18 protein-coding genes and 1 pseudogene are annotated in these 19,957 nt (G+C 43.9%); 6 read left to right on the top strand and 13 right to left on the bottom strand.

The features are described from left to right. The first annotated feature begins 29 nt into the window (after positions 1–29). Complete coding sequence (locus FKN08_RS17875; protein WP_017447632.1) at positions 30–1,433, top strand: anion permease; 1,404 nt, start codon at positions 30–32, stop codon at positions 1,431–1,433. 73 nt (positions 1,434–1,506) lie between these two features. On the opposite strand, the gene FKN08_RS17870 is transcribed toward FKN08_RS17875, so the two are convergent. The 3 genes from FKN08_RS17870 to FKN08_RS17860 form a co-directional block, all read right to left on the bottom strand. Continuing rightward, the gene (locus FKN08_RS17870) at positions 1,507–2,919 is read right to left on the bottom strand and encodes a coniferyl aldehyde dehydrogenase (protein ID WP_170892630.1); all 1,413 of its coding nucleotides are present in this window, start codon (positions 2,917–2,919) and stop codon (positions 1,507–1,509) included. 125 nt (positions 2,920–3,044) lie between these two features. After that, complete coding sequence (locus FKN08_RS17865) at positions 3,045–3,617, bottom strand: GNAT family protein (RefSeq protein WP_170892653.1); 573 nt, start codon at positions 3,615–3,617, stop codon at positions 3,045–3,047. A 114-nt stretch (positions 3,618–3,731) separates the two neighbouring features. Beyond that, complete coding sequence (locus tag FKN08_RS17860) at positions 3,732–4,190, bottom strand: NUDIX domain-containing protein (RefSeq protein WP_170892629.1); 459 nt, start codon at positions 4,188–4,190, stop codon at positions 3,732–3,734. A 184-nt stretch (positions 4,191–4,374) separates the two neighbouring features. Between FKN08_RS17860 and FKN08_RS17855 the strand changes: the two genes are divergently transcribed. Next, positions 4,375–5,280, top strand: coding sequence for a DMT family transporter (locus FKN08_RS17855; protein WP_005395238.1), 906 nt, complete (start codon positions 4,375–4,377; stop codon positions 5,278–5,280). An 82-nt stretch (positions 5,281–5,362) separates the two neighbouring features. On the opposite strand, the gene FKN08_RS17850 is transcribed toward FKN08_RS17855, so the two are convergent. Both FKN08_RS17850 and FKN08_RS17845 read right to left on the bottom strand, forming a co-directional pair. Beyond that, positions 5,363–5,677 carry a multidrug efflux SMR transporter gene (locus FKN08_RS17850; RefSeq protein WP_170892628.1) on the bottom strand — a complete coding sequence of 105 codons (315 nt, stop codon included), beginning with the start codon at positions 5,675–5,677 and terminating at the stop codon, positions 5,363–5,365. Positions 5,678–5,827: 150 nt separating this feature from the next. Further along, positions 5,828–7,933, bottom strand: a complete 2,106-nt coding sequence (locus tag FKN08_RS17845) for a M4 family metallopeptidase (protein ID WP_170892627.1) — start codon at positions 7,931–7,933, stop codon at positions 5,828–5,830. A 352-nt stretch (positions 7,934–8,285) separates the two neighbouring features. On the opposite strand from FKN08_RS17845, the gene FKN08_RS17840 reads away from it, so the two are divergent. Beyond that, on the top strand, positions 8,286–9,650 hold the full coding sequence (locus FKN08_RS17840) for an endonuclease/exonuclease/phosphatase family protein (RefSeq protein ID WP_005395241.1): 1,365 nt from the start codon (positions 8,286–8,288) through the stop codon (positions 9,648–9,650). 292 nt (positions 9,651–9,942) lie between these two features. On the opposite strand, the gene FKN08_RS17835 is transcribed toward FKN08_RS17840, so the two are convergent. The 4 genes from FKN08_RS17835 to FKN08_RS17820 form a co-directional block, all read right to left on the bottom strand. Then, a complete protein-coding gene (locus FKN08_RS17835) occupies positions 9,943–10,476 on the bottom strand; it encodes a DNA mismatch repair protein (protein WP_170892626.1) in 534 nt (177 codons plus the stop codon). Further along, positions 10,470–10,856: an MAPEG family protein gene (locus FKN08_RS17830; RefSeq protein ID WP_005395243.1), complete on the bottom strand. Its 387-nt coding sequence runs from the start codon at positions 10,854–10,856 to the stop codon at positions 10,470–10,472. The genes FKN08_RS17835 and FKN08_RS17830 overlap by 7 nt, the downstream gene beginning before the upstream one ends. A gap of 197 nt (positions 10,857–11,053) precedes the next feature. Continuing rightward, positions 11,054–11,959 (bottom strand): EamA family transporter RarD, encoded by a 906-nt coding sequence (gene rarD, locus FKN08_RS17825; RefSeq protein WP_005395245.1) that lies wholly within the window; start codon positions 11,957–11,959, stop codon positions 11,054–11,056. Positions 11,960–12,060: 101 nt separating this feature from the next. After that, positions 12,061–12,783: a sulfite exporter TauE/SafE family protein gene (locus FKN08_RS17820; protein ID WP_170892625.1), complete on the bottom strand. Its 723-nt coding sequence runs from the start codon at positions 12,781–12,783 to the stop codon at positions 12,061–12,063. A 446-nt stretch (positions 12,784–13,229) separates the two neighbouring features. Between FKN08_RS17820 and FKN08_RS17815 the strand changes: the two genes are divergently transcribed. Continuing rightward, the gene (locus FKN08_RS17815) at positions 13,230–13,760 is read left to right on the top strand and encodes a prepilin-type N-terminal cleavage/methylation domain-containing protein (protein WP_170892624.1); all 531 of its coding nucleotides are present in this window, start codon (positions 13,230–13,232) and stop codon (positions 13,758–13,760) included. A 48-nt stretch (positions 13,761–13,808) separates the two neighbouring features. On the opposite strand, the gene FKN08_RS17810 is transcribed toward FKN08_RS17815, so the two are convergent. Beyond that, a complete protein-coding gene (locus tag FKN08_RS17810; RefSeq protein WP_161442905.1) occupies positions 13,809–14,789 on the bottom strand; it encodes a chemotaxis protein in 981 nt (326 codons plus the stop codon). A gap of 478 nt (positions 14,790–15,267) precedes the next feature. Between FKN08_RS17810 and FKN08_RS17805 the strand changes: the two genes are divergently transcribed. Beyond that, positions 15,268–15,876: a response regulator transcription factor gene (locus FKN08_RS17805; protein WP_170892623.1), complete on the top strand. Its 609-nt coding sequence runs from the start codon at positions 15,268–15,270 to the stop codon at positions 15,874–15,876. On the opposite strand, the gene FKN08_RS17800 is transcribed toward FKN08_RS17805, so the two are convergent. From FKN08_RS17800 to FKN08_RS17790, 3 genes and pseudogenes are all read right to left on the bottom strand, one after another. Further along, entirely contained in the window at positions 15,873–16,760 is an 888-nt protein-coding gene (locus tag FKN08_RS17800) for a LysR family transcriptional regulator (RefSeq protein ID WP_046876026.1), read from the bottom strand. The two genes, FKN08_RS17805 and FKN08_RS17800, sit on opposite strands and share 4 nt — an antisense overlap. Before the next feature lie 136 nt (positions 16,761–16,896). Next, positions 16,897–17,601: pseudogene (locus FKN08_RS17795) on the bottom strand (GGDEF domain-containing protein); the annotation flags it as partial. 55 nt (positions 17,602–17,656) lie between these two features. Continuing rightward, positions 17,657–18,577 (bottom strand): IS5 family transposase, encoded by a 921-nt coding sequence (locus FKN08_RS17790; RefSeq protein WP_170892622.1) that lies wholly within the window; start codon positions 18,575–18,577, stop codon positions 17,657–17,659. Between the two features lie 253 nt (positions 18,578–18,830). Here FKN08_RS17790 and ylqF point away from each other — a divergent pair, with 253 nt between their 5' ends. Continuing rightward, positions 18,831–19,775 (top strand): ribosome biogenesis GTPase YlqF, encoded by a 945-nt coding sequence (gene ylqF, locus FKN08_RS17785; protein WP_005376521.1) that lies wholly within the window; start codon positions 18,831–18,833, stop codon positions 19,773–19,775. Positions 19,776–19,957 lie beyond the last annotated feature (182 nt).

The following is a 19,957-nucleotide window of genomic DNA, read 5'->3' as shown; positions in this document are numbered from 1 at the left end:
ATGAAGAAAAATAACTTGGAGATGGATGTATGAATAGTTCCCAAATGAAAATGCTCCTACTGGTCGCGATAGGCTGCATCTTATGGTTTATCCCAACCCCGGAAGGACTCACCGATCAAGCTTGGCAAATGATGGCGATTTTCGTCACCACCGTACTAAGCTTAATTCTCGCCCCACTTCCTCTTGGCGCGATGGCCTTGATGGGTTTGACGCTCGCGACACTGCTTGGCGTACTGCCAATCAAAACCGCACTTACTGGCTTCGCGCACCCAACGATTTGGATGATTGCAGCTGCGTTCTTTATCTCTCGCGGTTTTATTACCACCGGCTTTGGTCGACGCGTCGGATACTGGTTTATCTCTAAACTTGGTCACAACTCATTAGGCCTTGCTTACGGCTTAGTGTTGACTGATTTGCTGTTTGCACCTGCAACCCCAAGTACCACAGCGCGTTGTGGCGGTATTATTTCTCCGCTATTTCGCTCGGTTGCGAGTGCTTATGATTCCGACCCAGAAAAAGGCACTGAGAACCGAATCGGCGCATTTTTGGTGCAATGTATCTTCCAATGTAACGCGATTACATGTGCGATGTTCCTGACCTCAATGGCAGGTAACCCACTCGCCGCTAACTTCGCAAAAGAACAAGGCGTTGAAATCACATGGGCTGGCTGGGCAACCGCGGCGATCGTCCCTGGTTTGTTGTGTTTGTTCCTCATCCCACTCGTGATGTACATGGTGTTTCCACCAGAGCTCAAGAAGACGCCAGAAATGCGTGAAATTGCGCGTCAAAAGCTGGCTGAAATGGGTAAAATGACGCGTGACGAGCTGATGGTTTGTATCACTTTTATCGGTATGGTTTCACTTTGGGTATTGGGCCCAACATTAGGCATTCATGCAACGGTTACGGCTTTACTTGGGTTAGTTTTCTTGCTTCTCACTCACACCATCACATGGGACGCCGTTCTTGGCGAAAAAGAAGCTTGGCACACCATAACTTGGTTCGCTGTATTGGTAATGATGGCTGCACAACTTAACAAACTCGGATTCATCAGCTGGTTCAGCGAGTCTATGGCCGAGTCACTCTCCGGCTTTGGCTGGGTGACAACCATCGTCGTGCTTCTTTTGGTTTACTACTACAGCCACTATTTGATGGCGAGTGCAATGGCACACATCAGTGCGATGTACTCCGCGTTCTTGGCTATTGCGATCTCTGCTGGCGCGCCTCCAATGCTTGCTGCGATTGTTCTTGGTATTTTCAGCAACTTGTATATGTCGACCACGCATTACTCGTCTGGCCCAGCGCCAATCTTGTTTGGTGCAGGTTTCCACACTCTGCAAAACTGGTGGAAAATCGGGTTTATCTTCTCACTCATCGTCATTCCAATCTTTGTTTTTGTTGGCGGTGCGTGGTGGAAACTTCTCGGTCTTTGGTAATCCGCAATTTAGAACGCATAGAAACCAAAAAACCGCCCGTTTGGGCGGTTTTTTATCAATCAAATCATAATTATTATCGAACAAAGATCTTTTGGATCGCTTTTATCGCCATAGCCCTACGGCGCATTAATACGCTCGTTCTTGGCAACCATTTCGGTGTGTGAAGAATGGTTTTCGCATGGCTAAAAGTTCTGAATCCTTCCACTCCGTGATAATGACCAATGCCTGATTCACCAACGCCACCGAAAGGCGCATCTTCAGCGCCAACGTGTAATACCGTGTCGTTAATGCCGACGCCGCCACTGTGTGTGTTGCGTACAATATGTCTGATGGTCGATTTGTTGTCCGACATAACATACAGCGCAAGTGGTCGCTGGTGCTGATTAATGTAGTCAATCGCTTCATCTACCGCTTTGTAAGGCTTGATGGGTAGAAATGGCCCAAATATTTCCTCTTGCATGATGCGCATATCCGCTGACACGTTTGTGACCAAATGAGGATACAAAAGCCTTTCCTGTTGAGGTGACGCTTCAACAGTATGGATGCTTGCGCCCTGAGCTTTGGCATCCTCAAGTAGCGCAGTCAAACGATCATACTGTCGTCGATTGATAATATGGGTCAGCTTTTGATTCTTGTTGGATTTCAAATAGAGTTTTTCAAAACGTTTTAAGAACAGCGTGATGAACTCTTCGACGCGTTCTTGTGGTACAAACGCGTAATCAGGCGCGACACAAATCTGACCGGCATTGATGCATTTACCAAACAAAATCGCATCAACGGTTTTCTTCATGTCTGCATCTTCTGCAATGATCACCGGAGATTTTCCACCCAGTTCTAACGTCACTGGAGTCAGGTTTTCAGCCGCTGCTTTTGCCACAGCGCGACCAACATTTGTCGAGCCAGTAAACAAAAGATGATCGAATGGCAGTTGGCTGAATGATTGTGCAACGTCCGCTTCTCCTTCAAATACTTCGACATATTCAGACAACTCGCGACAAATATTGACGATGACTTTATTGGTTTTGGGCGTAAATTCGCTGAGCTTCATCATCACACGGTTACCTGCGGCCAAAGCAGTAACTAAAGGCGCAAGGCTCAAAATGACAGGAAAATTCCACGGCGAAATGATCCCGACCACGCCGAGTGGCTGATACTGAACAGTCACTTTCGACGGAGCAAGCAACAGACCGGATTCACGCTTACTTGGTTTGCACCACTTTTTTAGCTGCTTGATGGTGTAATTGATGTGCGAGACCGTCGGCAAAACGTCGGTCATGGCGGTATCAAATTCGGAACGATAGCCAAAATCCTCACTCAGCGCTTCCACCAATGCTTGTTTATTCGCTATCAGAGCTTGTTTTAGCAAGACAAGGCGCTGCTTACGCTCATCCAAACTAGGATAAGGTTCGGCGGCATACGCCGCTTTTAAGCGATCAAGGCTTTGTTGTAACAGGTTGTCCACTTCAACCTCTGCGATTGCGTTCATGATGCTTCTCCTAACCTAGTTTCAACCAATGACGCTCCAAATTAACACGAGCGCAACAATGTTACTATTGTAGCGCTCGCGAAATTAGAGTTCGAACTCTGATTAAAATATCAGTGGGTTTGGAGCTAAGTCAGACGCAACTCATAAATGCCGAGCCGTTGAGAGCGGTCAAGCGTCTCGAACTCGTGATCAATGTATTCTTTTAATGTAGCACCAGCACGCTCAGCAATATTGATGCTGGCAATGTTGTCTTCCATACAGTGGAATTGGATGAATTGCGCGTGCCCTTTCTGCTTCAAAAAAGGAATCAACACCGCGAGTACTTGGTCGATCACTCGGTGTCCTCGCCCATTGTTGGCAAGCCAATAGCCAATCTCAGTGACGCGTGTGTGCGAATCCACACCTTTAATGCCAATAACACCCGTAAACTGCCCATCAAAATAAATAGCGCACCAGTGGGCATCTAACGCTTTGCTGTTCACGCGCTGAGAGATGTAGTTCACCGCTTCTCTGCGGTTGGTCACAAAGTCCGTCCAAGGCAAATAGCCAGAGAGGCTGTTTCGATACGTGTTCACCACTTCCAGTAAAACGGTCGCGTGTTTGGTGGTAAGAGGCTCAATTGAGACCCTTTCTGAAACAGAAAAACTGGCCTGTATGCTATTTCCTTGATACGCCTTTTGGCACATGACCTCATCCATCCACATTATCCCTTTTTCAGTAAACACTACTCACAAATCCTACCGCCTCATTGCGTTGAGAACAAACTTCCATATTCGTTATGTCAAACGTGCTTAAAAGGATGGCTATCTCGTCTAGTCTGTTTGTTCAATTAACGTAAATGGCGTCAACGACTCCACATCCACGTAATGCCTCCACACATGTTCGTAAAGGTGGTGTTGATTTGCAAACGGGGCTAGTCGTTTTGCTTCTTCAAGCGTACACCAACAATACTCTGTGTGTTCTTCGTTAAGTACAACCGATTGGTTAGGTGGACAAAACATTACGAAGCATGGAATAACCATGATGCGGTTATTTTTTGCTTCGTAGAACTGTTCTAGAAAGTCTGCAGTATGTAACTCAACATCGTCAATTTGCGTCTCCTCTTTCAGTTCTCTGAGAATAGTTTGCCATCCGGTTTCACCGGCCTCTACCCCACCAGCAACATGGCACCAATAACCACCTTTAACACGTTTGAGCAACAGCATTCTATCGACGCCATCAATTTTAGAAATGACAACGCCAGAAGTATGCGTAGCTTGTACTGGGATCATGTATGCTCCTTAAATATCTAGATATTTCCTAGATGCGCTCCATGCGCGAATGAAAGATAGGGTTGCTTGAGAACCCATAGTCTACTGCTTATTCTCACTCTCGGCAGATGTGTTTGAATATCACGGATCATTTTGTGAGCTGAGTATGCTAAAGTGCGATCTGTCGCAACAAATGAGCAGTAAAATGTCTAATTCATTCAACACTCTGGTTCCCATTGGTGTGCGCTTTATGGTGCTCTCCGCATTCGGTTTCGCGCTAATGTCTGCCACAGTAAAGCATGTCAGTCTTCATGGTATTCCTGTATTTGAGATTGTTGCAGCGAGGGCACTCGTCTCACTTGTTATTAGCTATTTAGATGTTAAGCGAAAACGAATTTCTGTATGGGGCAATAATAAGCCATTACTGTTTGCGCGTGGCGCAGTGGGCACCATGGCATTGATGTGCGTATATTATTCGGTGACTACCTTACCTTTGGCAGAAGCGACCATATTCCAATACATTCACCCAGTATTTACTGCGCTCCTAGCCGTCTTTTTCTTGAAGGAACGCATTCAACCATCGACGTTCCTTTGTATTGCCTTGTGCTTACTCGGCATCTATATAATGGTAAGTCCAGAAACAGGACAAGAAGCAGAGCGCACTTTACCTATGTTTAGCGTAATGATTGCAATCTTGGGCGCATTTGGTAGCTCAATTGCTTATGTCATTGTTAGAAAACTTAGCCAAACTGAAGATAGTTCAGTGATCATTTTCTATTTCCCTCTGGTTGCTCTACCCGCTTCACTCTTACTGATTGGCGATGATTTTGTTATGCCCGACCTGTATCTGACTTTCATGTTGGTTTTGGTTGGTGTATTCACCCAAGTTGGGCAATTGGGATTAACCAAAGCAATGCAAACTCAGCAAGCGGGCAAAGCGTCTGCTTACTCGTATATTCAGATCGTATTTTCTGTGTTGTTAGGCATCATTTTCTTCGGCGAAATCCCGCTCATCTGGACGTACATCGGTGGTGCACTAATTGTAGCGGGCGCACTCATTAACGTATTTGGCCACCATTTGCGATTGCCATTCGTTAAGCGCAGCGCTTAACCCTTCAGCCCCAAAGCGAGACAACACTAAAACGTAAAAAGCCAGAGTCGACTCTGGCTTTCGTTTTATGTTTAACCTGACGTTAAGCGGATAATTTTAATCCAGCGATACCGGCAACAATAAGCAGTAAACTCAGCAATTTTATCAGCGTCGCGGGCTCGTTAAATATGTAGATACTGACGATTGCCGTTCCAATCGCTCCTATACCTACCCAAACGCCGTAAGCGATACCGAGTGGTAGCGTCCTTAATGCAATTCCAAGGAACCAAAAGCTCAACACCATAAACGTAACGGTAAAGCCAGATGCCGCCAATTTGGTAAAACCTTGTGAGTATTTTAGTCCGACAGCCCATGCCACTTCGCATAAGCCAGCAATGAAGAGAATTCCCCAAGCCATGTCATATTTCCCAACGAGATGGGGTCGTCCCCGAGAAAAGATAGAGCGGTGAGGTCGTCCTCACTTCTTTGTGACTCGCTATTATATACAGAAAATTGAACGTAAAAAAATAAGGCCCTGATATTTCAGGGCCTCTTTACATAAAAATCGCTAGGGCTTAGCGATGATGAATACGGTACCATCCGTCAACGTAAAGCTAACCTCACTGGTTTTCTTTCCGATACCGGATAAACTGCACTCGTTATCGTTATCACACGGCGTATTTGAAATAACATTCCACACGCCATTCATCAAGCCAGAACCAGTAATAATCGCCGTCCATGTTTTACCATTGTTGATTGATTGTGTAGTAACTTCATCAGATGGTGGTGGCGCTTCTTGTCCTACATAACTTGCTTCCACGTTCAAGTTACTGTAACTGCTATAAGCGTACACGCCAATGTGCCACGTTCCTTCATTCGGAGAAGTAATACTACATGCTTCATTACTGTTGCTACTGTATGAGCGACAATCGTAGCTGGTTAAACTTGGTTCACTTCCCAGCTTAACGTAAAGATCCGCATCGCCGTTTGCTCCCGATGTGGTAACAGTAAAGTCTGAACTGTTGGTAGGCACATCAATCATAAAACAATGCCACTCACCAGTAGATGAAGAGTCTATGTTGCTGGAAACACCATTGCTTAGGGCGATAGCCTCACACGTGCTAGATGGTGGCTCGACGACTCCGCCATCAACTGAAACACCGACCTGAGCAAAAGCGTCGGCGACATCATTCGCCGCCACGCTTAAGCTTTGGGCGGCCGCCAATACACCCGCAGCTGCAGAATCAAACGTTTCACTTGGCGTCCAGTAGTTCTGGTTAGCGTACGCAAAAACCTCGAACGCTTGTCGCGTTCCCCAATTGTACTCAACCGCCAATAGATAAAACGCTTTGTTAAACACACCACTTGAATAATGCACATCCATGCCACTCACATACTGAGACGCGTGATCAATTGAACGACCATCAAGGGGCGGATTATCCATATAGCGCAACGCCGCATTGGCAGCCTTTCTAATATCGTACCCAACTTTCCAATCGTTAGAACCACGTGAATAGAATTCAGCCGCCTCACCTGCCATATCTGAGAAAGCCTCATTGATTCCGCCAGATTGCTCTGAATAAATCAGATCAGAGTTTTGTTCTGTAAATCCATGGCTAACTTCGTGCGCTGAGACATCTAAACTCACTAAAGGATAGAAATAACTCGCACCGTCGCCAAAAGTCATACTCGAGCCATTCCAAAAGGCGTTTTCATAGCGTTTGCGGTAATGCACTCGCATTTGAAGCTGAAACGTTAAGGGAGCGGTATTTAGCCAATCTTTGTACATGTCGTATACCACTTTGCCAAAGTAATGCGCATCGTTTAACGGGCTGTACGCTCCATTAATTTCTTTAACACTATTGGTTGGACAAACGAACGTATGTGTATTGCCAGACGTCCTACCATTCAAGTTGATGGTTTTGACCACGCCAGGAATGTCCATCAAACACGTATCACCGGATTGCTGGGCTAATAGAGACTCAAAGTCCACACCATAATGATAACGACCAATTTTTTGGTTTCCTCCCGGACCATTCGCTTCTACGTGCGCTAACCCTTCATATTGCAGCAAAATGTTTCCTGTTTTAGCATCAACAAGAAAGGTGGGACGCGTAGGCTTACCACCATGCTCATTATCAGCAAAAAACTGGACAATATAAGCTAAGTGCGCCACGTCACTTTTATCGACATAAATACGCAAACCTTGGCGCTGATTATCTATTTGGTATCCGTTTTCACGGTACGGCTTTTGCGTTGAAGACATTACTTGAGAAAGCGACAATCTAGGCACCATATCATTGATATCTCGGGCAATATCCTTTACGAGAGTGCCGTTGATGTGCTTGATTTGGCCCTGTTTATCACGATGTACGACAATTTGCTTGCCCCAAATCGGGACGCCTTTAAACATCTGCTGATAACGACTATGCGTACCGCCGTTTTTACCTTTGTTGGTTTTCAGCTTTTGTACACGATTTCCATTTTGTAAACCTAACACACGATCTATATTTTGTGTGGCTGCAAGGTTGCGTTTTTCTAAAGCAACAACAAGACCATGGTTTTGCTCTAGCCGTTCGGACTGAGCGGCGGATAAAGATGTTGAAAAAAGAAGTGGTGAAGCAAGCATTGCCGTGACAAATAACCTGCTCTGGTAGTTTGATACTGAACCCATCGGTTAGCCCCCTATTTTGCATCAATAGCAAAGCCAAACTGACCAGTTCTTATTTGTTTGTTTCTCACCCGAAAGTGAAGTCAAACTTATCGTAATCATCCCGCTCATTGATTTTAGCACACACAATCATACAGCTTATGTTTTAGTGCCATTTCATCTATTAAAAGCGACACCGTTTTTTAACAATTTGCATATAACCTTTTGGTGTTGAAAGTGTTGCGTTTATTGCACAAATCACACAAAAACTAATTGAACATGTAAATATGAAAACGTTTGTGTGATTGATATCGCTTAAAACAATTACTGATGACTTTAATATTCAGCCGAATCAATTATAAGGTATGACGTACCCATGAAAACAATCAAAACCTCTATCGCTCTCCTTGTTGGCGCCGCTCTATTATCTGGATGTAATGACGACACTGAATACGTCAATGTTCAGCCTAAAGAAGTAAAAATAGCGACTTACAACCTCTCTTTTGACCGTGCAACTTTTGAAGCTTTAGTGAGTGAAATGCAAATTGAACCAGCGCAGCAAACTGTATTGGTTACTGCCTATTTAGACGGTTCTATCGCCGCTGAAGACAAAACCACTGCGGAAAAAGTCATTCAAATTCGGAACGTTGCTGCGATTATTCAGAAGAATCGTCCTGACGTTCTTATGATGGCGGAATACAACAACGACGGAACAGGCGAAAACAAAGCTGCCCTTGAAGGCTTCCAGAAGAACTACCTGTCTGTCGCGCAAAGCATCAATGGTGCAGGCGGTGAAGCGAACCTTGAACCTATCGAATATCCTTACGCGGAGTCTTACTCTACCAACACAGGTTTGCTAAGCGAGTTTGACCTCGACAACAATGGAACAGCAGGTCAAATGCCGGGCGATGCATGGGGCTTTGGCATGTACCACGGTCAATATGCCTTTGCCCTAATGTCTAAATACAAGATTGATACGGCAAATACGCGTACGTTCCAAGCGTTTAAATGGAAAGATATGGAAGGTGCGAAGATTCCAACCATTACTATCTGTGACGGCTCACAAAAGATTCCAGATGGCATGAAGTGTGGTGATGAGTGGTACTCTGCAGAAGAATGGGATCAAGTACGCCTATCTTCTAAAAACCACGTAGATGCACCAATTATCATTCCGACTCGCAATGGCGAGGAAGTTGTGCATCTACTGATGTCGCACCCTACTCCACCAGTATTCGACCCAGGTAAAAACAAAGCGCAAAACGCAGCCGAAGTAGAGTTCTGGCATCACTACATTCAAGGTAAAGACTATTTCTACGACGATGCAGGTAAGCAAGGTGGCTTAGCGAGCGGGGCTAAATTCGTAATGATGGGCGATCAAAACCTTGATCCAGTAGCCGGTGACGGTATTAGCTCTGTAATGCAAGAACTGCATAATGATCCATTGGTTAACCAAACCGTGATGAATGGCGAGCTTTATCCGACAAGCTTTGGTGCAGCCGAACACGCTGTTGACCGCAGCTCCACTCACCCATATCCGAATCGCATCACTTCGACGTTTGGCTTGGGTGTAGATTATGCCTTGCCTTCTGCAAACCTAAATGTGGTGGACTCTGGTGTATACTGGTCAGCTTCTTATGAAGAAGGTCGTAAGCTATTTAACGATGCGCGTATCGGCAAGTATGGTGATGGCAAAGATGTGTCTTCCGACCATCGCATGATCTGGATTAAAGCACAGTTCTAAACTGTGTCATTTAAATAAAAAAAAGCCAACCACAAGGATTCGTGATTGGCTGTATATATTTGTGAACAAAGTGGTTCACTAACAACGTCAGTTGGCTAGGTGACCCTCGGCTTAGAAAGGGTCACTCATACTAAAGCATGAGACGTGCCAACTTTGTAGTGCACAAAAACAGGTTGTTATTTAACCACTTTCATTAAAACTTCACCAATAGCCACTGTTTGCTCACGCAATGAATTGCAATTTGCAAATTATAATTAGCATTTCGCAATAAACCCTACCGTTAACTTTTGTTCTATGACTTCCTAGCCAAATCACGTGCGAGGATTAATGCGAGTCCGAATACTTGTAAGAAGAGCCCGATATTCTTGTACCAAGCGATCTTTTCATCTTGCTTTGCCATTACCTCATTGAGCTCTACATTCTCAATGTAATAGTCATCAATGCGATCTCTATACGAAGCTTGTGCTTGGTTTATCTTTGACATTAGCTGAGGGAGTTTATCTATTTGTATTTCATCCGATTCGTGATGAGTCCAAGAGGATAAGTGCCCTTCCAATATCTGTTCTATCTCCGAAGGTATCGCTGCGCTCTGACCTATGTGCAAGTGAAGCAGCAACGCCTCTCTTTTTCTTTCTAGAGTTTCAACGCTATTCCACGCGAGTTGGATGGAATACAAGTTTTCCGCCTTTTGCTCTGCGAGTTGCGAATACTGTTTGCCAAGCCTATCAAGGACCAAGCTAGTAAGAACGATCGCGCCAATATTCAGTACTAACCCAATCAGAACGAGTACCCATGGCGGCGGGATATAGCTACGAAGACTTACCATAACTTATCGTACGGAAGATAAATCATATTCAGCACAACCAGAGAAAGTATCACTAGAAATGTCACCTGCATGCCCCTAACACGCCTTTTTAAGTCCTCTTTCAATATACCTCGAGCATGGATAATTCGACCGATCACGAAAATAATGCCTGTGAGATGTATCCAGGTTGGGTAAGCACTATTGGATTCTAATAGTGCCATTAGAATCAGAGTAATGGGGATATATTCTGTCGCGTTACTCTGTGCACTACGAGCGATTTGGAGAGCCTCTACTCCTCCGTCAGCATAAGCAACCTGATTTAAGCGACGCTGCTTAATCACTTGAACGGCCAACCAAATAATCAGTATTGCAAGAATGCTAGCGTATAGAGCTGTGATCATATGTCGTCCTTTTTGATCCGGTTTTCATTATATAGCGTGTCACTTGGCTATAAATATAGCGGTATCCTAATGATAATGCGTCAATTAACCTCAAATTATGCTTATAAGAAAACGAGTAAGAGAATACTTTGTGGAACTAAAAACGCCCTCGAATAGAGGGCGTGAGAGTGAAATCGTGAATATTCAAGAATGGTGCACTATAAAGGATGATTGGCCAGCTTTTTACGCTTATGCCCTTTGACAATACTTTCAAAGATTGTAAATAACAGCCCCACCCAAATAAAGGCAAAGGTCACTGCTTTAACTTCATCAAACAGTTCACCGAAAAACATGACAGCCAAAACAAACTGCAAGCTTGGTTCAATGTATTGCATTAAACCAACTGTCGATAAGTTTGTTATACGTATCGCGATAGAATAAAAAATCAGTGGTAAAAGCGTGATCGGTGCGCTGCCAAAGTACAAAAGCAATGTTGTGATATCTACACCTGAAGCCAACTCACCCACTGTCCATTGTTTGTAAAACAAATACGCCACGGCAACTGGAGTCAATAACAGCGCCTCAACAAATAAGGTGGTGCTCCAGTCGTATGTTATCTTCTTCTTGTACAACCCATACAAAGCAAAGAACAACCCCATCGTTAGTGCGATAACAGGTAACTGGCCATAATGAATCACTTGATACATCACGCCAATTGTTGCTAGCACAATTGCGATGAGTTTGCCTTTTGAAAGCTTATCTCCAAGAATAAACACGCCTAGCGCCACTGACACTAACGGTCCAATAAAAAAGCCTAAGCTTGCATCAATGACTCGATGGTGAGTCAAAGCCCAAGTGAACGCACTCCATGAAATACACATCAAACTGCTCGCGACAAACGTGTACCACAAAGATTTTTTGTCACACCAGATTTCTTTCCAATTCGGTCCTCGACGGGTTATACCAAGCACAATTAAAAAACCGACCGGAACTGAGCCGATGATTCGCCATGCCAGCAACTCATCCATTGAAGCATTCGGTAAATAACGATAATAAATGGGTAGCAGCCCCCAAATTACAAAGGAGAATGCTGCCATAAAAGTGCCATAACGAGTGTTATTCATAAAACTATCGCTCATCTAAACGAATAAGTCAGCGCAAACAAATCGCGCTATGCATGATAAAAGGAACGCGATATCCCTGTGAATTTAAGATGCTGAGGGCATTATTGGTTCAACGCTTGTACTACTGCTGTAAACCCACTCACAAAACACAACATAAGTGCTCCAAACCGAATTTTTTCTTTTGGTAACGATTGGGTGGTTTTCATCGCGAGCCAATACCCAAGCGCTGCCGCAGGTAATAGCGGAATAGTAATCACCAAATGGTGTAATGTGAAGAAGCCAGCGGGAATTTGAACAACAAGCGAAATGATGGAACTGAAAACAAAAAATGTCGACAGGTTACCACGTAACTGGTTCGCTTCTTGATGTTGCAACAACAACGCCATCGGTGGGCCTCCAATCGCCGAACTGGTACCAAACAATCCAGAAAAGAATCCTGCTAATGTCATACGCGCTGGTGTGGGTTCAACCCGAAACGGTAAAACACTCACGACAACCGCGAATAACACCAAAAAACCAATCCAAAGTGTAAGAGCTTGAGTCGAGACAAAAAACAGTAGCAAGCCGCCCGCGACCGATCCGGGCACACGCCCAATCAATGCCATTTTTAAACCGCCGATTTCAACACTACTGCGGTGCTTCATCGCATTCATCAACGAAATAAATACCGCGACTAAACAGATTGGTGCAGGCACATACTCCGGCGCCCAAAGAATCAGTAAAGGTGCGGCAACAATTGCCAAGCCAAAGCCTATTGCGGTTTGTACATAAGAGCCAAGAAATATTAGCCCTATCGCAAGCAAGTTTATCGAATCGAATTCCATTTAGATTATTCTTATATTTGAAAGCCAAACACGAAACCAAAGCACATTCGCACGATGAATGCGTCGAGTGTGTTGTGATATGAATCTCGCGTAGCATTCATCAAAGTGAACAAAAAGACAATCCATTTGTGCGGTTTGCCGTCACTTCTTTTCGTCTTTCATTCAGCCGATGTACACGTATGCTTATATCTAGGCGAATTCATGCTCGACTGTTCATGCAGCATTTCTTCCACGGAATTAATGATTGCTCAAAAACGGCCGCATTAGATCTTTGACCCCTCCTCCCGCTCTATGTAGGCGTAGCCGACTCTCACTACGTCGGTATAGCACTTTATGACTCATCGCTTTATACTATTGATCATTTTGTCATTACCGTACTTATTTACACAACAACAAGTGTACGGTCAGTGTTACTTTTTCTACCTTTAACTTGCTGTGAAAATAATATGAGAAAACAAACTGGATTTACTCTAATAGAGTTAGTCGTAGTTATTGTCGTGCTCGGCATTCTTGCTGTCACTGCCGCACCACGCTTTTTAAACCTTCAAAGTGATGCGCGTGAAGCGCGTTTAGAAGGCATGAAGGGCGCAATTGCATCAGCGCTTGGTGTCGGTTATGGGAAAATGGCGATTGCAGGGTTGGAGAGCAAATCTTACGTTTCAAACTTCGTAGACAGTGCTTTAATGGCCGGTTTACCATTTGACGGTTGTAATATTGGTGGTTCAAAACGCTGTGTTTTCTTATATGGGTATCCTGATTCTGATAGCGAGTCGATGAAATTGCTTGTGCAAGGGCTGAACGAAGAAGGCTCAGATTGGAAAACATTTCATCACCCAGCGGGTTCAACAACACGAGAAATGGTCATTGCAGCAGTAGACGAAAAAAGAGCAAGCCTGACACAATGCGGGATTTTATATGGACCACCGCAGGCTCCAAACGAAAGTTACACCTTAAAAATTCTTCCATGCCCACAATAAAATAAGGCTGCCCATCGGCAGCCTTATTTTTAATCTTATCGGGTTTGTTTACGCAAAGTTAAATACGTATTTATCCATCATATTCACCATACGGCCAATCTCTGGCTTGGTAATCGTATCATTTGCGCCAAGAGACAGTGCTTTCGTTCGGTTATCCTCACTCATCAATGATGAGAACATAATGATCGGCATTTCATGAAACGCTTCAGTATCGCGTAGTCTCTTCACTAAGTGCATACCATCCATTCGAGGCATTTCTACGTCTGTAACCACCGCATCTAACAGCTCTTTAACTGGCAAGTTTTCTTCTTTCGCGACCTCGATTAAGCTCATTAATTTCTCATGAGCCTCACCACCGTCTTTACAAGTGATCACATTGTAACCTGAAGAAGCTAATGTATCTTGAATCAAAGAGCGAATAAATGCTGAGTCATCCACCACCATGATCGTTTTAGCATTACGCTTACCCACCATTCTCTGGTTTAGATCTACCGACTTATCCCCTTTCACATCGTATTTTTCCATACTCAGCTCTGGGTTAATATCCGCGATGATTTTTTCAAAGTCGAGAATCATGATCAGGTTGCCTTCTTTGCGGACAACTGCCACTACACAATCTTGTTCGCCCGCTTCCAAAAACTGACTTGGTGATTCCACATCATTCCAAGAGATACGATGAATACGTGAAATACTATCAATCAGAAAGCCATTGGTCATTTTGTTGAAATCAGTAACGATAACAAACTTACGCTCTAGGTCCTGGCGTGTTGGTACACCTAACCAACCAGCTAAATCAACTAAAGGCGTCAATACATCTCTGGACGAAAACACCCCGATCATGTGAGGTTGTGCGTTTGGATAATCGGTTGTCTCTGGTACGCGAATCACTTCTCGTACTTTCGCAACGTTGATGCCGTAATAACAAGTTTTTGTGCTGCCATCCGGCAATGTTTTTTCTAAATGAAACTCGATGATTTCAAGCTCATTGGTACCACTTTCTGTCAAAATGGTGCTGGTTACGTTACTCATAAAGCCAATTATCCAACCAAAATACGCATCAGAAAAAGTTTGATGCAAACGCCATGAGAAGCCATTCTCAGGCTAAAAATCCAAGCATCCTTTTTAGTCGTTACAACAAAGTTTGTAAACCACCAAAAGGACGGCCAACGCACATTTCCATATCAAACTGTGAAAAAATGTCTCATTTTTGAACAGGATAACATGAGTTAACTTAGTGCGACCTTACCTTCCCACTTTTAGCGGCCATTTCGATAAAAAGTTTAGGGTTAATATTGATGTTTTTCGTTGGCCTATCACTATTCCCACACATATGAAATCCCTCGTGTATTGGCGTATTCGACAGTATCTTATTCAATTGTGCTCAGTGAATTTCAATTATAGAAAATGTCATTTTCCTTTCCATCAGAAAGGTTTTTCCTACAATCCCTCTTAATACAATCATATTGCGTTGGGCGGTATGACAGTTCGGATAGTAGTGAGGCTCCATTTGAATAATGTTCTTATCATTGATGACCAACCACTTTACAGCGAAGCACTGACTTCTCTTGTTGAGAGCGTAATCAACACAGCCGAAGTCATTCAGTCGAAAGACAGCGCAGAAGTAATGGACTTAGTTCGAAATACAAAAATTGATTTTATTATTCTAGACGTTGTCCTTGGTGATCGAGATGGTATGCGTTTGGCGAAGAATATTTTAGCAACGGGCTATCAAGGTAAATTACTTTTCATTTCTTCACGCGACTATTCCAGCCTTTCTAAAGCGGCTTACGAGATGGGAGCTCATGGTTTCTTGAATAAAAACGAGACAAAAGAAGCGATTACTGACGCGATTGTGAGTGTCTCACGTGGGTACTCTATGTTTAAGTCTACTCACGCTCGTTCTAATGGTGATGTCACGCTATCCAATCGCGAAGCCATGGTGTTCCACTACTTAGCTCAGGGCTATTCAAATAAACGTATTTCAGAACAACTATCGCTCAGCGCTAAAACCATCAGCACTTACAAAACTCGTATTTTGAAAAAATACCATGCAAATTCATTGATTGAATTACTGCATACGATCCCAAGCGCTGAAAACATTCAATGCGATCGTTAGTTCTTCATATATTTTGCAATGGCATCGGTTAATATCTGGTGCATTGCGTCGTGACGATGGCTTTGCTTCATCTGAAGTACAACCTTTGGCCAGCCGTTGGGGTAATAAGATTCAGGAATACGAATAAAACGGTATCCTTCGATTGGCGCCTGATACTCCAGAAAAACCGTCGCCGCCTTTTTTTGTTTGAGCAGCTTTAGCACACTGCTCACGTTATCTAGCGCTGCAATTCGATTGATCACCATACCGTGATTCTCCATTGCTCGTTTTGCAAGCTGCTCTTTCTCTTTCCAACCGATAATTTCAAGCATAATAAATGGCAGTTTGGCAGCCTCTTCAAGAGTGGTGATCCCAAGCTCTTCCGGAACAACAACCACAGCAGGCGCGTAGCCAATAAATTTCTGATGGATAGATTTTGGCAATTCATCATTGAAGTAATGAAGCTGGGCATCCACTTTGCCTAAAAGGATTTCGTCCACCGTATATTCCGTGATGGTTGCGACAGTAATATGAGCTTTAGGAAACAGCGTCATTAAATCCATCGCCAACAAGTGTCCAAATGAGTACTGAGCCGTTTGGGGTAAACAGACCGTTATATCCTTACTGTATTTTTCTGGTTTGAATTCTGATCGAACTAAGCATGTTTCTAAGTTATCTAATGCATCTGCAATTTTGGGTAACTGACGCATCAGAAAGTTAGTGGGTTCTAAATGATGTGGGTGACGAATGAATAGTTCATCACCAAGTTGGATGCGTAAGCGAGCAAGATATTTACTGATCGACGCCTCACTCTTGCCCAAGGCTTTCGCTACGGGTTTAAGCTGACGATGCTTTTCTAACAGAACCAGTATTTTTAATAGGTTTAGATCAAGGTCTTTGTTCACGATACAGTACCAGTTGGGTCTTATGATAATCAGCAATCAAAGGAACATTATGCATTGCTCGACTAATATAAAAGACCAAGGGTACTGCTTGGTCAAATTTATCAAACAGTTATGTCATGGTTATGTATTGTTGTCCTCAAACACGCTGTTTTTTCATTTCATATAACTCTTCATCTGCTCTCACGATCACCTCTTGCAGCGTTTCATCCTCTTCGCGCACAGCAACACCAGTACTAACGCTGATCTCTATATCTAATGTATTTAAACGATTGTGTTTAACAACGCCACGGAGCTTTTTCGCTAACATGGAAGCTTTGCTCATGCTGCATCCGGGCAAAATTACAATAAACTCATCACCACCAGTCCTGACTAAGTAGTCACTGTTCCGAAAAACCTTTCTCATTGAGTCTACAATAATAACAATGACTTCATCGCCAACATGGTGTCCGTAACGATCATTAATCTTCTTGATACGATTTCCGTCAATCGCAATAATAGAGTATGGTTCAACCTCCATTCGATGTTTAAACCGCTCTTCTTTAAATACTCGCCGATTTAATAATCCGGTCAAGTCATCTTGCGTTACATCACTCAGAGCATTTTCTAATTGAATTTTGCTCTATTTAGATTCATTGGCTTTTCGATAATAGGCGAACGCTACGACAGAATAGATGACAAGAATAAAGCTGTAGTCCACCACTATTTTACTAAACGGATATTGGTAAATAACAAGATTATTATTGTCGGCAACATAGGATTGAGTGTAAGCAAAATGAGCTAAGGGGTAGCTCGGAAAGTAAATAATTATCTGCTTATTTCCGTTACTAATCTCTACGTCAACGGGGCTTTGTTGCGTAATTCGGACAGGAAACCAAACCGCCTGAATTGAGTGATTCCTATACAACATACTGAGTTTCAGGCATACCAAGCCCTGTAAGCTTGTTCAACGCTTTGATCATAGCGTAAGTCTCGCCAACCTGAGCGTTGTAACTTCTTAGGCTTAGTTTCCCACCTAACAACTGTTTTACCCGATACATTGCTGTCTCTGAGAGCGAGCGCTTATGATAACCATACCGCTTTTTCCACTTCTTGTTGGAGCCGTAGAGCTTCTGGCAGCCTACTGCTAAGTTGCGAGGATGTCCTCGTTCCCAGAAGGCAGCCCCTTCTCGTGGCGGAATGAGCGGAACAGCTCGCTTGATCCGTATGGCATCATGGCAATTCCTTGTGTCATAAGCACCATCGCCTGATATCTCAATGATTTTACGACGTGTCTGCTTAAGCAAGTTGGGAAGTACTTCGGCATCGGTTACGTTAGATAAGCTCAGCTCTGCTGCGACTATTTCGTGGGTGCTAGTATCTACTGCGATATGCAGCTTACGCCAAACCCTACGCTTCCCGTCAGTACCATGCTTCTTGACCTTCCATTCACCTTCGCCATAAACCTTGAGGCCAGTGGCATCAATGGCTAGGTGTTGTATCGCACCTCTGGTTTTAGTTTTAAATGAAACCTCAACTTCCTTAGCTCGACGGCTTATACAGGTGTAGTGGGGACAAACTAGCGGGATGTTAGCCAGCTTAAATACCGAGTCTAGAAATCCTTGCAGTGCTCTCAACGGCATAGAGAATATGCGTTTCACCATCAGTGCAGTAGTAATGGCTAAGTCGCTGAATTGGCGAGGTCTGCTGCGCTTGCCTTGTTTGTTTTGCTTCCACTCGGCTATCGCTTCCTCATCAATCCAAAAGGTCAGAGAACCACGGTTTATTAAGGCTTTGTTGTACTGCGTCCAGTTAGTTATTTTGTAACGAGGTTTAGGCATGAGGCTACGACGATTAATGGGTGTAGCCGATCAGATCGTAGCTTCTTGATTTAGTTCCATCGATTTAAGCAACAAAGCCTCATTCCGTGATAAACTAGCTCATTAACACGAAAAAAACGCTCAACTTTGCGGTACAGAGCCACAAAAGTAAGTACGGTTTTAACACACTCTGTCTAAAACTATGCTGCTCGAAGCTCAAATTACTACTCGTACGCCCGTTGGAGCAGTAAGAAAATTAAGGTATTAAATTCAAATGGTTAATAACTCAATCCAGTGGTTTCCTGGCCACATGCACAAAGCACGCAAAGAGATCGAAGAAGCAATCCCACAAGTGGATGTGATCATCGAAGTACTGGATGCTCGTATTCCTTTCAGTAGTGAAAACCCTTTGATTTCTCAAATCCGTGGTGACAAGCCGGTCGTTAAAGTCTTGAACAAGCGTGATTTGGCCGATCCTGAGTTAACTCAATTATGGATTGAGCACTTGGAGCAAGAGCAACACGTAAAAGCAATGGCAATCACGACGTCAGAACCGCAAGAAGTGCATCGAATCATGGAGCTTTGCCGTAAACTTGCCCCACACCGTGAAGAGATCGGTAAAAACATTCGTACCATGATCATGGGCATCCCAAACGTTGGGAAATCGACAATCATCAATACTCTAGCTGGTCGAACGATTGCGGTGACAGGTAACCAGCCAGCGGTAACACGTCGTCAACAGCGCATCAACCTGCAAAATGGCATCGTTTTATCCGATACACCAGGGATTCTGTGGCCAAAAGTGGAAAACCCACACAGTGGCTTCCGTTTAGCTGCTACTGGCGCTGTAAAAGATACTGCAATGGAATACGACGAGGTTGCGTTTTACACCATTGAGTACCTAGCAGCCCACTATGCGGACAAGCTTAAAGAACGTTACCAAATCGAAGAGCTTCCTGAATCAGATATCGAGATCATGGAAGAGATTGGTCGTCGCCGTGGCGCACTACGCGCAGGTGGACGTGTGGACTTGCACAAAGTATCAGAGATTTTGTTGCACGAACTTCGCCAAGGCACACTAGGCCAAATTACACTAGAGCGCCCAGAAATGATCACTCAAGAGCTGATTGAAGTCGAGATTGAAACCGCTCGTAAAGAAGAAGAAAAAGCGAAGCGTAAAGAAGAGCGCCGCAAGCGCTACCTACGTAATAAGCGATAAACTGATATTATTTTTTCCCAATCATATTTTAAGGCGCGATTTTCGCGCCTTTTTTGTTATCTAATGCGCCCATTTTTTCACTTTTCAAACTTTATATTCCTCATACAAAATCCAGACATGAAGCACGAAAAAATACCGCAAAATCGCCGTATAAACTTTAAGCACAAACTAGTTTAGACCCC

Source organism: Vibrio sp. 1-2 (7-a), from assembly GCF_013048515.1.
Taxonomy (GTDB): Bacteria; Pseudomonadota; Gammaproteobacteria; order Enterobacterales; family Vibrionaceae; genus Vibrio; species Vibrio diabolicus.
The sequence above is the reverse complement of the archived record's forward strand: the minus strand, read 5'-3'. Positions and strand labels throughout refer to the sequence as shown.

Excerpts from the sequence above, each read along its gene's own strand:
- FKN08_RS17855 (WP_005395238.1), top strand. The coding sequence starts at position 4,375 with ATGTCTAATTCATTCAACACTCTGGTTCCCATTGGTGTGCGCTTTATG.
- FKN08_RS17875 (WP_017447632.1), top strand. The coding sequence starts at position 30 with ATGAATAGTTCCCAAATGAAAATGCTCCTACTGGTCGCGATAGGCTGC.
- rarD (WP_005395245.1), bottom strand. The coding sequence starts at position 11,959 with ATGAATAACACTCGTTATGGCACTTTTATGGCAGCATTCTCCTTTGTA.
- FKN08_RS17845 (WP_170892627.1), bottom strand. The coding sequence starts at position 7,933 with ATGGGTTCAGTATCAAACTACCAGAGCAGGTTATTTGTCACGGCAATG.
- FKN08_RS17810 (WP_161442905.1), bottom strand. The coding sequence starts at position 14,789 with ATGAGTAACGTAACCAGCACCATTTTGACAGAAAGTGGTACCAATGAG.
- ylqF (WP_005376521.1), top strand. The coding sequence starts at position 18,831 with ATGGTTAATAACTCAATCCAGTGGTTTCCTGGCCACATGCACAAAGCA.
- FKN08_RS17865 (WP_170892653.1), bottom strand. The coding sequence starts at position 3,617 with ATGGATGAGGTCATGTGCCAAAAGGCGTATCAAGGAAATAGCATACAG.
- FKN08_RS17830 (WP_005395243.1), bottom strand. The coding sequence starts at position 10,856 with ATGATCACAGCTCTATACGCTAGCATTCTTGCAATACTGATTATTTGG.
- FKN08_RS17850 (WP_170892628.1), bottom strand. The coding sequence starts at position 5,677 with ATGGCTTGGGGAATTCTCTTCATTGCTGGCTTATGCGAAGTGGCATGG.
- FKN08_RS17870 (WP_170892630.1), bottom strand. The coding sequence starts at position 2,919 with ATGAACGCAATCGCAGAGGTTGAAGTGGACAACCTGTTACAACAAAGC.
- FKN08_RS17860 (WP_170892629.1), bottom strand. The coding sequence starts at position 4,190 with ATGATCCCAGTACAAGCTACGCATACTTCTGGCGTTGTCATTTCTAAA.
- FKN08_RS17820 (WP_170892625.1), bottom strand. The coding sequence starts at position 12,783 with ATGGAATTCGATTCGATAAACTTGCTTGCGATAGGGCTAATATTTCTT.
- FKN08_RS17835 (WP_170892626.1), bottom strand. The coding sequence starts at position 10,476 with ATGGTAAGTCTTCGTAGCTATATCCCGCCGCCATGGGTACTCGTTCTG.
- FKN08_RS17790 (WP_170892622.1), bottom strand. The coding sequence starts at position 18,577 with ATGCCTAAACCTCGTTACAAAATAACTAACTGGACGCAGTACAACAAA.
- FKN08_RS17815 (WP_170892624.1), top strand. The coding sequence starts at position 13,230 with ATGAGAAAACAAACTGGATTTACTCTAATAGAGTTAGTCGTAGTTATT.
- FKN08_RS17840 (WP_005395241.1), top strand. The coding sequence starts at position 8,286 with ATGAAAACAATCAAAACCTCTATCGCTCTCCTTGTTGGCGCCGCTCTA.